15 protein-coding genes are annotated in these 16,496 nt (G+C 63.9%); 7 read left to right on the top strand and 8 right to left on the bottom strand.

Annotation, left to right across the window (positions count from 1 at the left end; genetic code table 11):
• Genes AC1L34_RS13760 through AC1L34_RS13745 form a run of 4 tightly spaced genes read left to right on the top strand, consistent with a single transcriptional unit; the run spans nucleotide 1 to nucleotide 2,171 of the window.
• Nucleotides 1–168, top strand: a complete 168-nt coding sequence (locus AC1L34_RS13760) for a rubredoxin (protein ID WP_424295824.1) — start codon at nucleotides 1–3, stop codon at nucleotides 166–168.
• Between the two features lies 1 nt (nucleotide 169).
• Nucleotides 170–364, top strand: a complete 195-nt coding sequence (locus AC1L34_RS13755) for a rubredoxin (RefSeq protein ID WP_424295825.1) — start codon at nucleotides 170–172, stop codon at nucleotides 362–364.
• Nucleotides 361–1,551 carry an NAD(P)/FAD-dependent oxidoreductase gene (locus tag AC1L34_RS13750; RefSeq protein ID WP_424295827.1) on the top strand — a complete coding sequence of 397 codons (1,191 nt, stop codon included), beginning with the start codon at nucleotides 361–363 and terminating at the stop codon, nucleotides 1,549–1,551. Before AC1L34_RS13755 ends, AC1L34_RS13750 begins: the two co-directional genes overlap by 4 nt.
• Nucleotides 1,548–2,171 carry a TetR/AcrR family transcriptional regulator gene (locus tag AC1L34_RS13745; RefSeq protein WP_424295829.1) on the top strand — a complete coding sequence of 208 codons (624 nt, stop codon included), beginning with the start codon at nucleotides 1,548–1,550 and terminating at the stop codon, nucleotides 2,169–2,171. Before AC1L34_RS13750 ends, AC1L34_RS13745 begins: the two co-directional genes overlap by 4 nt.
• 107 nt (nucleotides 2,172–2,278) lie before the next feature.
• On the opposite strand, the gene AC1L34_RS13740 is transcribed toward AC1L34_RS13745, so the two are convergent.
• Nucleotides 2,279–3,136: an alpha/beta fold hydrolase gene (locus AC1L34_RS13740; protein WP_424322699.1), complete on the bottom strand. Its 858-nt coding sequence runs from the start codon at nucleotides 3,134–3,136 to the stop codon at nucleotides 2,279–2,281.
• A gap of 51 nt (nucleotides 3,137–3,187) precedes the next feature.
• Between AC1L34_RS13740 and AC1L34_RS13735 the strand changes: the two genes are divergently transcribed.
• Together AC1L34_RS13735 and AC1L34_RS13730 are read left to right on the top strand one after the other, a co-directional pair.
• The gene (locus AC1L34_RS13735; protein ID WP_424293935.1) at nucleotides 3,188–3,496 is read left to right on the top strand and encodes a hypothetical protein; all 309 of its coding nucleotides are present in this window, start codon (nucleotides 3,188–3,190) and stop codon (nucleotides 3,494–3,496) included.
• A gap of 151 nt (nucleotides 3,497–3,647) precedes the next feature.
• Complete coding sequence (locus AC1L34_RS13730) at nucleotides 3,648–4,751, top strand: L,D-transpeptidase (protein ID WP_424293937.1); 1,104 nt, start codon at nucleotides 3,648–3,650, stop codon at nucleotides 4,749–4,751.
• A 50-nt stretch (nucleotides 4,752–4,801) separates the two neighbouring features.
• On the opposite strand, the gene AC1L34_RS13725 is transcribed toward AC1L34_RS13730, so the two are convergent.
• From AC1L34_RS13725 to AC1L34_RS13710, 4 genes are all read right to left on the bottom strand, one after another.
• Nucleotides 4,802–5,770: a R2-like ligand-binding oxidase gene (locus tag AC1L34_RS13725; RefSeq protein WP_424293934.1), complete on the bottom strand. Its 969-nt coding sequence runs from the start codon at nucleotides 5,768–5,770 to the stop codon at nucleotides 4,802–4,804.
• A 104-nt stretch (nucleotides 5,771–5,874) separates the two neighbouring features.
• Nucleotides 5,875–7,203 carry an FAD-binding oxidoreductase gene (locus AC1L34_RS13720; RefSeq protein WP_424293933.1) on the bottom strand — a complete coding sequence of 443 codons (1,329 nt, stop codon included), beginning with the start codon at nucleotides 7,201–7,203 and terminating at the stop codon, nucleotides 5,875–5,877.
• Nucleotides 7,204–7,338: 135 nt separating this feature from the next.
• Entirely contained in the window at nucleotides 7,339–9,321 is a 1,983-nt protein-coding gene (locus AC1L34_RS13715; protein WP_424322700.1) for a M13 family metallopeptidase, read from the bottom strand.
• 19 nt (nucleotides 9,322–9,340) lie between these two features.
• Nucleotides 9,341–10,066 (bottom strand): pirin family protein, encoded by a 726-nt coding sequence (locus AC1L34_RS13710; RefSeq protein WP_424293931.1) that lies wholly within the window; start codon nucleotides 10,064–10,066, stop codon nucleotides 9,341–9,343.
• 257 nt (nucleotides 10,067–10,323) lie between these two features.
• On the opposite strand from AC1L34_RS13710, the gene AC1L34_RS13705 reads away from it, so the two are divergent.
• Nucleotides 10,324–11,820, top strand: coding sequence for an NTF2-like N-terminal transpeptidase domain-containing protein (locus tag AC1L34_RS13705; RefSeq protein WP_480034842.1), 1,497 nt, complete (start codon nucleotides 10,324–10,326; stop codon nucleotides 11,818–11,820).
• Between the two features lie 7 nt (nucleotides 11,821–11,827).
• On the opposite strand, the gene AC1L34_RS13700 is transcribed toward AC1L34_RS13705, so the two are convergent.
• Genes AC1L34_RS13700 through AC1L34_RS13690 form a run of 3 tightly spaced genes read right to left on the bottom strand, consistent with a single transcriptional unit; the run spans nucleotide 11,828 to nucleotide 16,491 of the window.
• Nucleotides 11,828–12,223 carry a DUF3054 domain-containing protein gene (locus AC1L34_RS13700; RefSeq protein ID WP_424293929.1) on the bottom strand — a complete coding sequence of 132 codons (396 nt, stop codon included), beginning with the start codon at nucleotides 12,221–12,223 and terminating at the stop codon, nucleotides 11,828–11,830.
• Nucleotides 12,224–12,252: 29 nt separating this feature from the next.
• A complete protein-coding gene (locus AC1L34_RS13695) occupies nucleotides 12,253–13,413 on the bottom strand; it encodes a lysylphosphatidylglycerol synthase transmembrane domain-containing protein (RefSeq protein ID WP_424293928.1) in 1,161 nt (386 codons plus the stop codon).
• A gap of 33 nt (nucleotides 13,414–13,446) precedes the next feature.
• Nucleotides 13,447–16,491 (bottom strand): MMPL family transporter, encoded by a 3,045-nt coding sequence (locus AC1L34_RS13690; protein ID WP_424322701.1) that lies wholly within the window; start codon nucleotides 16,489–16,491, stop codon nucleotides 13,447–13,449.
• Between the last annotated feature and the right edge of the window lie 5 nt (nucleotides 16,492–16,496).

Below are 16,496 nucleotides of genomic sequence, written 5' to 3'. Positions count from 1 at the left end.
ATGAGCAAGTATCGCTGCGAAGTCTGTGACTACACCTACGACGAAGCCGCCGGCGCCCCGCGTGAAGGATTTCCGGCGGGCACGCCCTGGGCCAACGTGCCCGACGACTGGACCTGCCCCGACTGCGGGGTCCGCGAAAAGCTCGACTTTGACCTGATCGGAGAATGACATGACCGCCTCAACGACCGCCTACAAACTGTTCCGCTGCATGCAGTGCGGCTTCGAATACGACGAAGCCGAAGGATGGCCCGAAGACGGCATCGAAGCTGGCACTCGCTGGGACGACATTCCCGATGACTGGAGCTGCCCGGACTGCGGCGCGGCGAAAGCGGACTTCGAAATGGCCGAGGTCGCACGCGCATGAGTGCCGAGACCGGGGTGGACGGGCCCGGGATTGTTATCGTCGGGTCGGGGACCGCTGGGGCGACGGCCGCGACGACGCTGCGTGCCCGGGGATTCGACGGTCCCGTTACCGTGATCGGTGCCGAACCCGGCCTCCCGTACCGTCGGACGGCACTGACGAAAGACTTGTTGGCGGCGGACCTATCGGAAGCGCGAATTGCGCTGGCCAAGCCGGAGTCGTGGGCCGAGAAGAAGATCGACGTCCGCGGCGGGGTCCGCGTCACCGCCATTGATCCGCAGGCGAGGACCGTGACGCTCGATGACGGCAGCGCGCTTGGTTACCGCGCGCTTATCCTCGCGACCGGCGGCCAGCCCGTGCGGCCTGCGTGGCTTAACGATGTTGCGACCCTGCGGACCCGCGACGATGCGCTCGCAATTCGTGATCGTCTACGGGAATCGGAAAGGCTCGTCGTTATCGGGGGTGGGCTCATCGGGCTGGAATTGGCAGCCTCGGCTGCGGCCCACGGGATGCAGGTGAGCGTAGTGGAGGCGAGTAATCGGGTGGTCGGCCGAGTTGTGCCGCCCGTCGTCTCCGACTATTTCGCGAGCTTGCATGCCAGTCACGGGGTACGGCTTCGCACCGGTACTGCGGCATCGTCGGTGGATGCCGCGCGCGTGCAACTGGAAGACGGCACCATGCTGGTCGGCACGGTTGTCGCGGCAATCGGGGCGCTGCCGGATGTGGCCTTGGCCGACTCGGCGGGGGTGAGCGTGGGGCCCACCGGTATCGAGGTGAATGCGTCCCTCGCCACCGATGTGCCAGGCATCTACGCGGCGGGCGACGCGGCGGCGCTTCCGGACTTGAGAACTGGGCAGCCCGCCCGAGGCGAACATTGGTTCGGGGCGACGGATCAGGGGAAGGCCGTCGCATTGTCGGTCCTCGCCGATCTGGCTGGTGAGCCCGCGCCGTCGTTCGTCGACGTGCCGCGAGCCTGGACTATCCAGTACGGCGTCAACGTCCAGATGGTCGGCTGGCCTGCCGAAGACGGCGAAATCAGCATCGACGGATCGGTAGCAGACGGCGATGCCACGGTGTTCACCCACGTCGACGGAGCTTTGGTTGGGGCCGTCACTATCGGCCGCGCCGCCGCCGCTCGGGCTGCGCGCGCGGAGATCACCGAGGCACTGGCACTAGGCTCGACTGTGTGAGCGCACCTGTAGCACCGTCCGAGGCGGGCAATTTCGCTGAAGCCAGCAAGCAGTTGTTGCGTCGCACGCTGCTCGACGGTCTGCGCACTTTGCTCCGTCAGAAGGACTGGGCCAAGGTCACGATGGCCGACGTCGCACGGCAGGCGGGAGTGAGTCGGCAGACCGTTTACAACGAGTTCGCCTCTCGCGCCGGCCTGTCTCAGGCTTATGCGCTGCGGCTGGCCGACGAGTTCACCGGCGCCATCGGCACGGCCTTCGAAGCGCACGCCGGAGACATCGACGGTGCCTTGCGCGCGGGTCTCACCGAGTTCTTTGCCAGGGCAGCCGACGATCCGCTGATCCAGTCATTGCTGAGCGGCGAGGCGAAGCCGGACCTGCTGAAGCTCATCACGACCGACTCGGCACCGATCATTGAACGCGGCAGCGCCCGGATTGAGCGGATCCTCGTCGAATCGTGGGTGGCGATTGATGCGATTCCGGCGGGTCGGATTGCTCGGATGATTACTCGGATGGCACTGAGCTACGTGTCGATGCCACCGGATCCGGACGCCGACGGTGACGCCGCCGACGATCTCGCTTCGGTCCTGGCCCCGGCAATCAGTGCGGCGCAATCTGCCTGACTTTCGACCAAACCGCGCCGCCGCCGTCGTTCCCGCATGATGCGTCGATTCCCGCTCCATGTCTGACATGGAGCGGGAATCGACGCATCATGCGGGAACGGGCGGGGTTAGCGCTGCAGGAAGGCCCGGACGGACGACTCGAAGGCGTCCTTGGCTTCGATCATCACCCAGTGACCACAGTTCGGGAAGATGTGGAGTTCGGCGTTGGGAATCAAGCGCATCGGCGCAAGCGACATATCGGGCGGGCTCACGCGATCGTCGCGACCCCAGGTCAGCAGCGTCGGGCACTTCACCTTGTGCATCATGGCCCAGTAGGGCGGGGTATCAGCATTGGCCTGGTACTGCTGCATCATCGCGAAGGCCTTTGAGCCGTACATCATCGCGGCGGTCTTCTGGGCGTCCGGATCGTTGGCAGCTTCCCAGCGTTCCTCGATCAGCTCGTCGGTGACGACATTGCGGTCCCAGACCATCGAGTTGAGCCAGCGGAGGAGCTTGTCGCGGTCGGGGGTGTCGGTGAACTCCTGCAGCAGGCGAATGCCCTCGGACGGGCTCGAGCTAAAGATGTTGGGGCCGACGCCGCCAATGGTCACAAGCTTCTCGACGCGCTCGGGGTACTTGATGGCCAGATTGATGCCGACCACGCCGCCCATCGAGTTGCCGACCATGGCAGCTGACGGGATGTTGAGCGCATCCATGAACCGGATCACCGAAGCACCAGCGGTCATCACCGGATGGCCTTCGACCGGGTCGGAGACACCGAATCCCGGGAATTCGACGATGAAGGTGTGATGGGTCTCGGCGAAGAATCCCAGGTTGCCGCGGTAGTTACGCCAGCCGTTTACGCCCGGACCCGAGCCGTGCAGCAAGATCAACACGTCAGAGTTCTGCTCGCCAGCCTCGTGGTAGCGGATCACGCCCTGGTCGGTGCTGATCTCACGCTTGGTTCCCTCATAAGTCACGTCCATGCATCCACAATAGAACGCGTTCTAGTTCGGTGGTAGTCGTACTCTGGACACATGCAAATAGATGCCTCCGTCCCACTTGTTGCCGCCGGTCTGATTGGTGGCTTCGCCGCCGCTCGATACTCCGGAAAACGGCCACTCGGCGGGGTCGTCCTCGCCGCAGCCGGTGCGGCCGCCGGACGTCGATGGTTGCCGCGTGGCGCGGCGGTTACGGGCGCTTTGTCGGCAACGTACCTCGGCGCGTTCGGAATCTCACATCCCCTCGCCAAAAAGCTCGGCGCGTGGCCGTCGGTGCTGGTCATGGCAGGTGCGGCAGCGTCCATCACCGGCGTAACCCTCGCCGCAGTCGACGCCGGGAAATAAAGTTCTGGCCGCCGACGGTAAAAATTCACAGATTTTCGGAGGACAATTGGTGGTCGGTGCCACAGCGCCGTGAAAACACGTTTTCGAGGGGACCACGTTGAACCGACGGAAGTCATTGGCAGCCGCCGCAGGCCTGATCGGCGCGGCACTATTGGTCGGCGCGTGCAGCAGCGCGCCGCCGCCCCCGCCGCCACTGGCTCAAGTCACCGTTCCAGTTGCGACGGGCAAAGCCATCAACCCGACGACGCCGATCGTCGTCGACGCCGTCGGCGGCAAACTGACGACCGTTACCGTCACCAACGCGCAGGGCAAGCACGTCGCGGGCGGCCTCGATGGACCCGCAACGCATTGGACGACCAGCGAAGACCTCGGTTACGGCGGCACCTACACGGTTAACGCCACCGCCGTAAACGCCGACAAGAAGCCCACCGCCAAATCGTTTACTGTCACCACCATCGACCCCGCAACCACCGCTTACGCGAATGTCATCCCGTCGCCGGACGTGGTCGACGGCGTCGGCATCGGCGTCGGTCAACCGCTCGTCTTCCAGTTCACCCAGCCGGTGAAAAACAAGGCGGCCGTCCAGAAGTTGCTGACCGTCACCACCACGCCAGCTCAGCCCGGATCCTGGTACTGGATCGACGACCAGAATGTTCACTACCGCGGCCCCAACTACTGGCAGGCCGGCACCAAGATCCACATGGAAGCCAAGATCTACGGCGTCGACCTCGGCGACGGGGTTTACGGCGCGGAAGACACGTCCGTCGACTACACCGTCCACGACTCCTGGGTCGCCAAGGCCGACGGTTCCACTGAGCTGCTCACCGTGTTCCACAACGGCCAACAGGTCAAGCAGATGCCGATGAGTCTCGGCGAACCCAACAACCCATCACACAACGGCCCGCACGTGATTTCCGAGAAGGCCGCCCAGACAGTCATGGACTCCTGCACGTACGGCGTTTGCCAGGGTGATCCCGGCTACTACCGCGAAACCGTCTACAACGACCTCCGCATCTCCAACGACGGCGAATTTGTCCATTCGGCACCGTGGTCCGTGGGTCAACAGGGCAGTGCCAACGTCTCGCACGGATGCGTTAATCTCAGCCCGGCCGACTCGCAGTGGATGTTCGACCACTTCGGCCTCGGCGACGTTGTTGAGGTCACCAACTCGGGCGGCCCGCCCCTGCCGGTGTGGGACACCTACGGCGACTGGGAACTGTCCTGGAAGCAGTGGCAAGAAGGCAGCGCGATCTAAGAGTAAGAGCAGGGCGATCTAAGAGCAGGACAGTCTAAGAGCAGGGCCGTCTAGCTGGTCGCTGCCTGGGCTAACGTTTCGGCGTCCTCGGCGTTGAACTTTTCTTCCAAGGTCACCGGGCTGTAGTCGACGTCGATCTCTTCGACGGGACGCCCGCGAGCCGATTCAATGGCGTGCAGTCGGCGCTGCGCGCGGTCGGCGGCGTAGGCGAGGAAGACCTCGTTGTCGATGCCGAAGGGCTGCTCGTCGAACTGGGTGTTGACCCACTTGATCATTTCCATGGCGGTCGGCACCAATTCGCCGAAGCGATCCATCGCAACCTGCCAAAGGGAATCGTCGGCGGCGATATGTCGGCGGCAGGTAAACGTGCCCCACGCCATATGGCGAGTCTCATCCTCGGCGATGCTGCCGATCAGTTGCTGCATACCCGGCAAGATCCCAGACTCGACACAGATGCGACGCCACGCGTAGTAGCCGGTCAAAGCGAGGCTGCCTTCGATGACATGGTTGTAGGTGACGCTGGCGCGAATCTGATTGACCGGCGACGGGTCCGTCCGCAAAATCCGGAGGGACTGGGGGAGCTGTTCGTAAAAGAGTTCACGGTAGTACGGGTTTTCCGAGACGTACGGGTGCAGGTCTTCGGTGAGACCGACGGCATCCATCCAGAGTCGGAAGCCTTGCGCATGCTTGGCCTCGTCGAGGCAGAACTGCGATAGGTACATCTCGTCGCCGAAGCGGCCCTCGGCAGACATCGCCGACATGAACGGTTGGATGTCCTGGGTGACGGCCTCCTCGCCTGCCACAAACTGGGCAACCAGGTAGGTGGCACTGCGGCGCTGCTCGTCGTTGAGTTCGGCCCAATCCTTGGCGTCTTGCGTGAAGTCGATTGCTGCCGGATTCCAGGTCTTCGCGTTGCCCTTGGTGAACAGTCTCAGCGGGAACGACTCCCAGTTCATGCCACCCGCACGGAGCGAAGTAAACCCTTGGCGCACATCAGATTCTGGAGAAATAGCAGTCACGGTAGATCACTCCCGGCAACGTTGTTTGGCTTGCCTCGACGCTATTCCCTTGCGGGCACCAACGATGCCGGATTGGTCCGACTGGCCGATACTGCGGTCAATCGTCACCACGATGCGCCGAATCGCCCTTCCGGATCGGTGGCGGCAGCCACTGAGCGGAGGCGGTCCAATACGTCGGGAGACCACACGCGGGTGTGGTCGCCGGGCGCGACCACCCGGTCGGGGAAGTTCGCTTGAGCCCCGATCGACCACGGATGTAACGCGGTCATCAGGGCACCGCCGACGGCGTCGACCGCTTCGCGCAATGGCGGCGGATACGGCCCGATCGCACACGCAAGGAAAGGCGCACCGCGCCCGGAGACAGCGTTATCGACGGCGGGTGCGTCACCGAGGGCCCCACCGAGAAGCCGGAACTCGGCGATGATCAGCGGCGCATTGGAGTCCGGTCCAGCAACCTGGAGCATGGCATCAATGGTCGCGGGCGCTAGTTCGCCGAGAAGGCAGCTGCTGTCCCAAGCGGGCATTGGTTCAGTCGGGTCCTGATGGACAGAGCCGATCTGCGTGTAGGGCATCCGCCCCACCATGTCGGCAATCGGTGGCGTGACGGCCCGCATGGGCGCTAGGAGCCGGGCACCGTCCACGTCGGTGCCGACGTGGACGTAGCGCAGGTGCACGCTGAGTCGGCCGCGCAAGGGCGGTGGTACATCGTCGGCGTCGGGCAGTCGTAGGAGCGCAATGGACGCGGTGGTGCTCGACGGCAATGACGGTGCCCACTCGCCGAAGGCGTGCATCACTTGGGGCGCGAGGTCGCCGGGGAAAAAGATCGCGCCGCCGTACACATCTTTAATCGGCATCAGGCCGAATGTGATCTCGGTGATGATGCCGACTGGTAGTTTGCCTCCGCGCATGGCCCAAAACAGGTCGGCGTCGTGCTCCTCGTCAACCTGGCGGAGATCGCCCCCGGCGTCAACCATCTGGAACGACCGCACGTGATCGGCGGCAAAGCCGAAGGTGCGTGCCATTGGCCCCATCCCGCCGCCGAGGGTGTAGCCGACGACGCCGACGTCAGGGGACGACCCATTGAGGGGGGCGAGTCCAAATGGTGCGGCGGCATCGATGACGTGCTGCCAACGCGCGCCCGCGCCAACGGTGGCGGTGTCCCGGTCGGCGTCGATGTTGACCGAATTGAGTGCCGCCGTATTGATTAACATGCCCGCTGTCACCGGTTGCGCGGCTCCGTGCCCGGTAGCGTGCGGGAACACCGGGATGTCCAGTTCGGCGGCATGCCGGACGGCGGACTGGACCTCGCTGGCGTGTCGTGGAGTCACGGCAATGTCCGGTGAGGGAATGGCTGCCGCGTTGAACGCCAGGCATGCGGCCTCCCACTCGGCTGTTCCGCGAAAGAGAATCGGGAGTTGAGGGTTCGCAGCCATTCTGGCACCTTGCTCAGCGGTGTGCGGTCTGTTGGCCGAACGGGTGACTAAAATTCAACAGGGCACGACGGCGCCTGTCTGTAGTCTGTTCGGCCGAATGTGTGACCTATCTGAGGTGCGAATCAGCGTAGCCGATTACCAAATCCGAACCCGCTCGTCCTCCGGCAGATACAGCGCGTCCCCCTCACTGACGTCGAAGGCGTCGTAGAAGGCATCTACGTTCCGGATCACTCCGTTGCAGCGGAACTCAGGCGGTGAGTGCGGGTCGATCGAGAGGCGACGAATCGCTTCCTCATCGCGGGTCTTGGTTCGCCAGATTTGCGCCCAACTGAAGAAGACGCGCTGCTCGCCGGTAAGGCCGTCGATCACTCGCGGTTGTTCGCCCGACCGCTCCTGTGCGATTTGGTAGGCCACCAGTGCGATCGACAATCCGCCGAGGTCGCCGATGTTCTCGCCGAGCGTGAATTCGCCGTTGACCTTGTACTTTTCGTCCAATCCCTCGGGCGTGAACTCGCTGTACTGGGCGGCCAGGGCGGTGGTGCGTTTGCCGAATTCGGCACGATCGTCGTCGGTCCACCAGTCCACGAGGTTGCCGTCACCGTCGTACTTGGCGCCCTGATCGTCGAAGCCGTGACCGATCTCGTGGCCAATCACCGCACCGATACCGCCGTAATTGGCGGCATCGTCGGCATTCGGGTCGAAGAACGGCGGCTGCAGGATGGCGGCCGGGAAGACGATTTCGTTCATGCCGGGGTTGTAGTAGGCATTGACCGTCTGCGGCGTCATGAACCACTCGTCACGGTCGACTGGCTGACCGATCTTGGCGAGTTCGCGTGCCGTCTCGAATGCTGCGGCACGACGCGAGTTCCCGATCAGGTCCGTCGGATCCACCTCGAGGGTCGAGTAGTCGATCCACTTGGCGGGGTAGCCGATCTTCGGCGTGAACTTCTCCAGCTTCGCGAGGGCCTTCTCTCGCGTTGTGGGCGTCATCCACGGCAGATCGACGATGTTACGGCGGTACGCCGCGACCAGATTTGCGATCAACTCGTCCATCCGGGCCTTGGCCTCCGGCGGGAAGTGCCGCTGCACGTACACCTCGCCGACCGCAAAACCGGCCGCATCTTCGACGAACTGCACGCCGCGCTTCCAGCGATCACGGATCACTTCGGCGCCGGTCAGCGTGCGGCCGTAAAACGCAAAGTTCTCGTCGACGAAAGCGCTCGACAGGTACGGCGCGACCGTCCGCAAGAGCCGCCACGACAGCCAGCTCTTCCACGACTCCAGCGGCTGCGAAGCCAGCAGCGCGGCAGCCCCCTCGATAAACGACGGCTGCCCGATGATCACTTCGTCGAAGGTGGCACCGGCGTCGAGGCCGGTGAGCCAGGCCCCGAGGTCGAATCCGCTGGCCAATTCGGTGAACTCGGTGAGGGTCCGCAAGTTGTAGGTCGCTTCGGCATCGCGACGGCGCACCACATCCCAGTGGTTGGCGGCGATTGCCGTTTCCAACTCGAAGATGGCGTCAGCCTGTGCCTGCGGGTCGGGGAGTTCGGCGAGCGCCAACATGGCGGCGATGTGCGCGCGGTAGGCCTCGCGCGTCTGCGCGTGGTTTTCTTCGCGGTAGTACGACTCGTCGGGCAGTCCGAGCCCGCTCTGCGACACGTGGACCAGGTACCTGTCCGACTGCCGCGAGTCGGTGTCGACGTACATGCCGAAGAGCCCGCCAACACCGTCGCGCTGCATTTGGCCCAGCAGGCGGGTGAGTTCGGAGGCGTCGGCAATGGCGGCAATGGCAGCCAGCTGATCGGCGATCGGCGCGATGCCGACTTCCTCGATGCGGTCGGTATCCATAAACGAGGTGTAGAGGTCGCCGATCTTGGCGGCCGGAGTCCCGGCCTCGGGATTACTGTCGGCGCATTCTTCGACGATGGTCCGGACATCAGCTTCGGCGTTGTCGCGCAGCACGTGGAAGGCACCATCGATACTGCGGTCGTCGGGAATCTGGTGCTCGCGCAACCATTTTCCGTTGACGTGGGTGAAGAGGTCATCTGCTGCTCGGACGGAGTTGTCGACCCACTCGAGGTCGAGCCCGGAGGTCTGCTCGATAGTCACGCTCTCCATAGTGTCATCTGGCGGCGATCTATTCCCCGAGGCGCTTATCCATGCTCCAAATCAATACCTCGGCGTCGGTGATAGCGCGAAGGCTCGACCCGCCAAAATCCTCGGCGCGTAGGGCATCTGAGGTATTCAATGTCTCGCCGTCGACCTCGATGCTGCCGCGTGTGAGGAACAGATGCGTAAAGCGGGAAGTCGGGACGACAATTCGGTCACCGGCGGACAATCGGGCTGCCGACAGGGTGGCGCCGGCGTTGCCGATGCGGATTGCGGCGTCGACGGTCGGTGCACCGGAGGCGACGGGGACCAGTCGGCCCGGTTGGAGTTCGCCTGCGAGGTCGAACTGCTCGTAGCTGGGATCGCGGCCGTACTCGTCGGGCATCACCCACATCTGGACGAAGTGAACGTCGTCCTCGCCGGTCTCGGCGTAATCATTGCGTTCGGAGTGCAGGATGCCGGTGCCTGCGCTCATACGTTGAGCGAGGCCCGGGTAGACGACGCCGGAATTGCCTTCGGAATCTTGGTGGACGAGAGATCCGGATAACACCCACGTGATGATTTCGGTGTCGGCGTGCAGATGCATATCGAAACCTTCACCGTGGGTAACAATGTCCTCGTTTTGCACCAGTAAGACCCCGTGGTGGGTGTTGGCTGGGTTGTAGTGGTCACCAAATGAGAACGAATGTGAAGATCGCAACCATGGCGTTTCGGTGTGGGCGCGTTCCGCGGAACGGGTGATTGACCAGGTCATAATTCCAGTATCCGCGACATTGGGGAACACGGGAAAACCGTGGGTGTTGTCGGATTGTGACCACATAGTTTCTAGAAAGCTAGCGTGGGGCCAGTGAAACGGGTGGGAATAGAGTGATAATTGGGACTATGGGTTTCAGGCGTCGACGCGCAGTGATAGCAGCGGTCTCGTCCTTCGCCGTCGTGTTGTCGATGGCCGGGTGCTCTTCGGACAACGCAACCGATGCTTCACGCGCAGTCGGTGCGTTCGCTGACGCGATGGGCAGACAGGACACGCAGGGCGCTGCGGAAATGACGACGTCACCGAGCCAGGCCTCGGAGTCGCTCGGCGTGACCTTCGCCGGCATGCACGCCCGCGATGTCTCGGTTTCTCCGTCGCGGCTCGTCGAGTACAGCGACGGCAGCGCCTCCTTTACCCTCAACACCAAATGGAACTGGGCCGACCACAGCTTCGAAACGAAGACCGCCGGTTCGGCGCGCCGATTGTCGTCCGGGTGGAAAGTGCAGTGGGACCCAGGCCTGCTGTACACCGGCTTGACCGCAGACGGTCGCCTTCGGGAGATCCGCACCGACGCCAAGCCCGCCCCCACCGTCCGCAGCGCGAGCGGCAAGCCATTCATGCAGATGGAACCGGTAGCGCAGATCACCGTCGACCCGGCGAATACCAAGAACCTCGACAAGACCGTTCGGGCCCTGGCCGCGGCGATTGCACCAGCCGCGCCCCTGGTCACCGTCAACGTGATTAACGGGAAGCTCGCTGCCTCGCCCGGTCAAGAAGTCACCGTCGTGACCCTGCGGGATGAAGATCTGAAGGTCTTGAGTTCGGACCCGTCGCGCATCGCCGGTGTCAGTGTCAATAAGACCGGCATGCTCGTGATGTCCGACCGCCGCCTCACCACCCCGCTGGCCGACGGCCTGACGAACTACTGGAACGCCATCCGCGATGCGACGGCCGGTTGGCAGGTCCAGATGGTGGTACCGGGCACCCCGCCGCAGAAACTCGCAGGTCACCAGGGTGGTGCCGGGCCCGATGTGCTCACCACGATTAACCAGAACGAACAGCTGACCCTGGGGGATGCGGCCGTCGAAGTGGCTCAGCCAGCGACCATCATGACGTTGAACGGACAGACCGGTGCCATCTTGGCGATGGCCCAGAACGACGCCGCAGCCAAGGCCAAGACCGAAGCAGGCATCGCCTATCCGGTGGGCACCACCTTGGATCCGGTCTTCGCCGCCATCGACAAAGCGGGCAAGGGCGGCGACGACAAAACTGCCACCGGAGTCTTGCATTCGCTGGGCCTGGGTGTGCAGTTCACGGCACCCGGTGTGAGCCTGCCTGCGAGCGCCCAACCCCGAGTGGCTGCGGCCGCCTATCACCCGGCCGACTTCACGGCGTCGATGATGAGCATGGCGGCTTTGGGGGTCGCGGTCGAACGATCAACCGCTGGGAAAGACGGAGCAGCGCCGACCCTCATTAAGGGCGTCGAAACCAAGGTGTCCGCGGAGATGGGCAAGCTCGATGATGGCGTGATGGCCGCGATCCGGGCGGCGATGACCCAGACTGCCAAGACCGGCGACGCCAGCGATCTGACGAAGGCTCCCGGGCTGAAGGCGCTCGTCGGCACCAACGGGCCGCAGGGACCCGGGTGGTTCGTCGGCACGCAGGGCGGCAAAGTGATCGTGGTCTACTGCGAGGGTGCCAAGTCCGGTACGGCCGCCCTTCAAGTGGCCCAAAAGTACTTCAACCTGAGCTAGCGGTACCTCACACCGAGCTCGCGGTGCGGCGCGACACCGCTAACGCCACCGCGCGCCAGCCGAGGAGGAGTAGGCCGGTTGCGAGGGTGGCGACAATGACGAACGGCAGCGCCGTGCCCTGCCCGGAGACGGCGCGCAAGACCATGCCGAAGACGACCGTCGAAATCCACACCACCACACCCGCTGGCCAGAGGGCAGCGGGGGCAAAGCTACGGCCACCTGGCACTGCCGCGGTGATCACCCAACCAATCGCGGCACCGACCAGGAACGGCCAAAACGTCGTCAAAAACCCGGTGACCGACAGGGCTTCCTCATGGCTGGCGCGGCCGATGATGGTGAAAACCGCAATGGCGACGACATCGGCGACCAGCGGGGTCGCGAAACGCGAAGTGGTGGCACTCATGCCCTCCACCGTAGCGACCGCGGTGACAGCTACGCGGTACCCGGTGCGTCATCGGGATTAATCGAGTCGGGATTAATCACGGGATTGGCCTGGGTGGTGTCCTCGGCCATCTCATCCTCGAGGCTGCGGCCAGTCTGGAATCGTCCGCGGTACCGGATGGCGATGATGACCCAGCCGATCACCGAGATGATGACGTAGCTGACGATGCGGTAAATGAGCACGGCGGTCACCGCGTCGGTGAGTGACATCCCCGCAGAAGTCAGCGCCGCGACCAGGACTCCGTCGACCACGCCGATGCCCGCGGGCAGCAGCGGAACGGCGGTCCCGACGGCCTTGCCCGCCGCATACGCGACCATTAAGCCGGGAATTGATGGATGTGCGTTGACCGCGTAGCAAGCTGCGGCCAGGCAGGCCACGTCGGCGATCCAGTTGAACAGACTCCAACTGAAGGCACTCAGCGCGTGGCGGCGATCGAGTTTAACCGCCTGCAACTGGTTGATGACCTGGTGAAGCTTGTCGGCACCGTAGTCGGAAGGCTTATCGCGCAGGTCGTTGAACCACGACAGTAGTCGGGCCGCGATCGTTTCGAGGACCTGCGGGTGACTGGCCATGTACTGGACAATCGCGATGAACACGATTAGCGCGGACGCACTGAAAATCACCGAAAAGGGGCTGGTCTTTGCACCAGCGAGGAGGGCGCCACCGAGGCCGAGCATCGCCAAGCCCGCACCGGCGAGCAACCCGGACATCACCAACTGCCACGACGCGACGACAGGGGTGGCACCCCACCGGCGTGACTCGCGGTAAATAAACGCCGGTGCCAACACCTGACCGCCGGGCATAGTCTGCGATACCGCGTTCGAGGCGAGGATCACCGCCAGCGACTCGCGCTGTCGTACCCGGACGCCAGCCGATCGCATCAGAACCCGTTGGACGTGCCCAAAGCTGTCCATTGACAGCAGTGCGGCGATGATCGACAGGACTACGAACTCCCACCGGATCTGATCGACCTGAGCCCAGGACTCGGCGAGTCGGGGCCAAATGATAATGCCTTCGGCGATCAAGATCCCCAGGACAACGACGATGAGTGTCCATTTAAGCCACCGGCGCCAGGGGCGCGAAGACTTGGCTTTCGATGGATTGTCCCCAGCGACTTCTCCGGTGCCGTCTGGGGCGTCGTCGTCAGGCATGGTCATCAGCTTAACTGCCGAGTAAGAACGGTCCTACTTGTCGTCTGACTGTTCTGACCGACTCCGGCGCAGCAGATCCTGCACGCTGATCTGTGTGCCAGTGTCGCCGCGGTCCGGACGGAGTTCGCGGGCAGGCGGCGGTGTCGGTGCCGGTATCGGTGCTGGTGCCGGTCGAGGAGGCGGCGTCGGTGCCGACTTTGGTGCGGCCTTGGACGCGGGGGACGGCTTAGGGGCCTGGGCAGGCTGCGGGACAGAAGCAGTCTGCGGGGCAGAAGCAGTCTGGGGGGCAGGGGCTGGCTTCGGGGCCGAGGGTGTCGGCCGGGGAGTTGGTGGGACCGGGGCCGCCGCCTGAGGCTGCGCCTGCGTGACTACCGGACGTGGCGGAACCCGCCGCTGCGGTGTCGGGGCACCCACTGGCCGACGGGCCGGTCGCGGTGCCGTGGCGGGTGCGGGTGCTGGCTTCGGTTGCGGTTGCGGTCGCGGACGTGCTGGCTGCTCGGGGGCGGCCTGGCGGACGCCGCCCTGGCCCAACTTCCAGGAACCGGTATCCGGACCAGACTCACTGCGTTTGGGCCGTCGGGGAGCCGCCGGCGCCACGGCGTCGTCGACAAGCTCATCGAGGGTGCTGTCCGCGGTGGGCTGGGGCACCGGGCCGCGGCGAGCGCCGCGCGGTTCGGCCTGACCGGCCACACTGCGCGGTGAGACCGCGGCGGGCATCCGCATGGCGGTGGTTGGCGCTTCGGCAGCCGCGACCACTCCGCCCGAGGTACCGCCCGGCAGCGACTCGAAGTAGTCCGGCCGCTTGTCGTTGGGTTCGTCGGTCAGGATCGTCTCGCCGAGACCGATCTTTTGCTGCAAGCGCTGCATCCATCGAGGCGACCACCAGCAGTCATCGCCCAGCATCTTCATGATCGACGGCACCAGCAGCATGCGGATCACGGTCGCATCGAGGATGAGGGCGGCGATCATGCCGTACGCGATGTACTTCATCATCACGATGTCCGACAGTCCGAACGCGCCCGTCACCACCACCAGGATCGCGGCCGCAGCCGTGATGATGCGGCCGGTGTGGGCAGTACCGACGCGGATCGCCTCCGTCGTCGACGCGCCCTGCTGTCTGGCTTCGACCATGCGGGACAGCAGGAATATCTCATAGTCCGTCGAAAGGCCGTAAATAATCGCGATGATCAGCACCAGAACCGCGGCAAAGAGCGGTCCCGGGGTGAAGTTGGCGATCGACGAGCCGTGGCCATCAATGAAGATCCAGGTCAGGATGCCGAGTGTGGATCCCAGCCCCAAGGCGGTCATCAGAGCGGCCTTGATCGGCAGGATTACCGAACCGAATGCCAGGAACATCAGCAGCCCGGTCACCAGAACCAGGAGGATGGCCATTATCGGCAACCGGGTGATGAGGGAGTCGATGGAATCCTGGGTCAGCGCTGGCATACCGGTGATGTAGACCGTCATGCCCTGGGGATCGATGGCGCGGAGTTCCTTGATCGCCTCGGGCGCGGTTTCGCGTTCGAGCAGGCCAGCCGACATTTGGGTGACGCCGAGCCCATTTTCTTCGTCGCCCCAAATCCCTTCGAGGGCGCCTTCGTCGGCGGACGGGGAAAACGACTTGGTGAATCCCGGGATTTTGTTCGCTTCGTCAGCGATCGTCTGGATCTTGCCTGCCGCGTCGTCGGTGTTCTGGTCGTAAACGACGACGATCTTAAGGTCTTCGGTGCGTTCGGTGGGGAAGTACTTGTCGAACGATTCTTGCGCCTGCCTGTTCGCATTGTCCGGAGGCAGGTAGGCCTCGGTCATGCCGCCGAACGCGATGTTGCCGAACGGGATGATGAGCGCGAGGAGCAGCAGAACGGTGGGGACGGCGGTCTTCATCGGGTGCTTCATGACCCAGCCCGCCAGGCGACCCCAGAAACCGTTCTCCACTTCTTCCCGCGTCTTGGTGCGGTTCAGGAACGGCAAGCTCAGGGCGTCAATGCGGGTCCCGAGGACAGCGAGAATGGCAGGCAGAACCGTGATCGAGAGCAGCGCGGCGAGGCCGACCGAGGCGATCGCGCCGTAGGCGACTGACTTGAGGAACGACTGCGGCATCATCAGCAGGCAGGCGAGGGCAGCGACGATGATGGTCGCCGAGAAAACAACCGTCTGACCGGCGGTCATCACAGTTCTTCGAACCGCAGCCTTGACCGTATAACCCTCGGCTAACTCTTCTCGGAATCTGCTCACGATGAAGAGGCCGTAGTCGATCGCGATACCCAGGCCGATCAGGGTGACGACCGACTGGGCAAAAATATTGAGCTCGGTGAGCTGTGCGAGGACCTTCATGATGCCGAGCGACCCGGCAATGGTGAGGCCACCGATAAACACCGGCAGAATTGCCGCTACGACGCCGCCGAAAACAAAGAACAGCATGATCGCGACCAGCGGTAGTGCAATCAGTTCGGCACGTTGGATGTCCTCGTCCATGCCTTTGCTCATGGACCCGGCGATCGGCTGCAGACCAGCTAGTTCAAAGGTGGTACCGGGGAGGTCGTACTTGCCAGCCAGGTTGTCGAAGAAGGGCTCAATGGTTTTGTAGTTATTGAGAATTGAGGTGTCGTCGTCGCCAGCCACACCGATGGAGACGAAGCCGTGTTTTCGATCGGCGGTCCACATTCGGTCTTGCTTCATCTTGGCGGCCGTGGCGCCCGCACCGCCGCCCGATGTATCGAACGGATCGATGATTCCCGCGTGCCCGTCGCCGGTCTCGCGGCTGACGATCTCCGGGTATTGGCTGGTCAGGTCGTTGATGATGTTTTCGATCTTGGCGCCGAACGCCGGATCGTCGACGGTGGTCCCCTGCGGTGGGGTGATCAGCAGAATGACATCGGACTTGTGATCACGGCCGAGAGCCTGGTCGGCAATCTGCGCGCCCACCACCGACTGCGACGTCGGGTCGAACCAGCCGCTCTGCGACAGATACTGGGGCAGGTTGATGCCGTAGAGGCCCAAGCCGCCCATGAGGGCAACGAGGACGGCGATAACCGTGTAACGCATTCGGTAGACGAATGAGCCGATGGATCCGAACACGCCGG

The organism is Gordonia sp. 34D (genome assembly GCF_056682775.1).
This window is presented reverse-complemented; position numbering and strand designations above follow the sequence as displayed.

Excerpts from the sequence above, each read along its gene's own strand:
- AC1L34_RS13735 (WP_424293935.1), top strand. The coding sequence starts at position 3,188 with ATGCAAATAGATGCCTCCGTCCCACTTGTTGCCGCCGGTCTGATTGGT.
- AC1L34_RS13710 (WP_424293931.1), bottom strand. The coding sequence starts at position 10,066 with ATGACCTGGTCAATCACCCGTTCCGCGGAACGCGCCCACACCGAAACG.
- AC1L34_RS13740 (WP_424322699.1), bottom strand. The coding sequence starts at position 3,136 with ATGGACGTGACTTATGAGGGAACCAAGCGTGAGATCAGCACCGACCAG.
- AC1L34_RS13720 (WP_424293933.1), bottom strand. The coding sequence starts at position 7,203 with ATGGCTGCGAACCCTCAACTCCCGATTCTCTTTCGCGGAACAGCCGAG.
- AC1L34_RS13700 (WP_424293929.1), bottom strand. The coding sequence starts at position 12,223 with ATGAGTGCCACCACTTCGCGTTTCGCGACCCCGCTGGTCGCCGATGTC.
- AC1L34_RS13755 (WP_424295825.1), top strand. The coding sequence starts at position 170 with ATGACCGCCTCAACGACCGCCTACAAACTGTTCCGCTGCATGCAGTGC.
- AC1L34_RS13715 (WP_424322700.1), bottom strand. The coding sequence starts at position 9,321 with ATGGAGAGCGTGACTATCGAGCAGACCTCCGGGCTCGACCTCGAGTGG.
- AC1L34_RS13760 (WP_424295824.1), top strand. The coding sequence starts at position 1 with ATGAGCAAGTATCGCTGCGAAGTCTGTGACTACACCTACGACGAAGCC.
- AC1L34_RS13750 (WP_424295827.1), top strand. The coding sequence starts at position 361 with ATGAGTGCCGAGACCGGGGTGGACGGGCCCGGGATTGTTATCGTCGGG.
- AC1L34_RS13705 (WP_480034842.1), top strand. The coding sequence starts at position 10,324 with ATGGGCAGACAGGACACGCAGGGCGCTGCGGAAATGACGACGTCACCG.
- AC1L34_RS13695 (WP_424293928.1), bottom strand. The coding sequence starts at position 13,413 with ATGCCTGACGACGACGCCCCAGACGGCACCGGAGAAGTCGCTGGGGAC.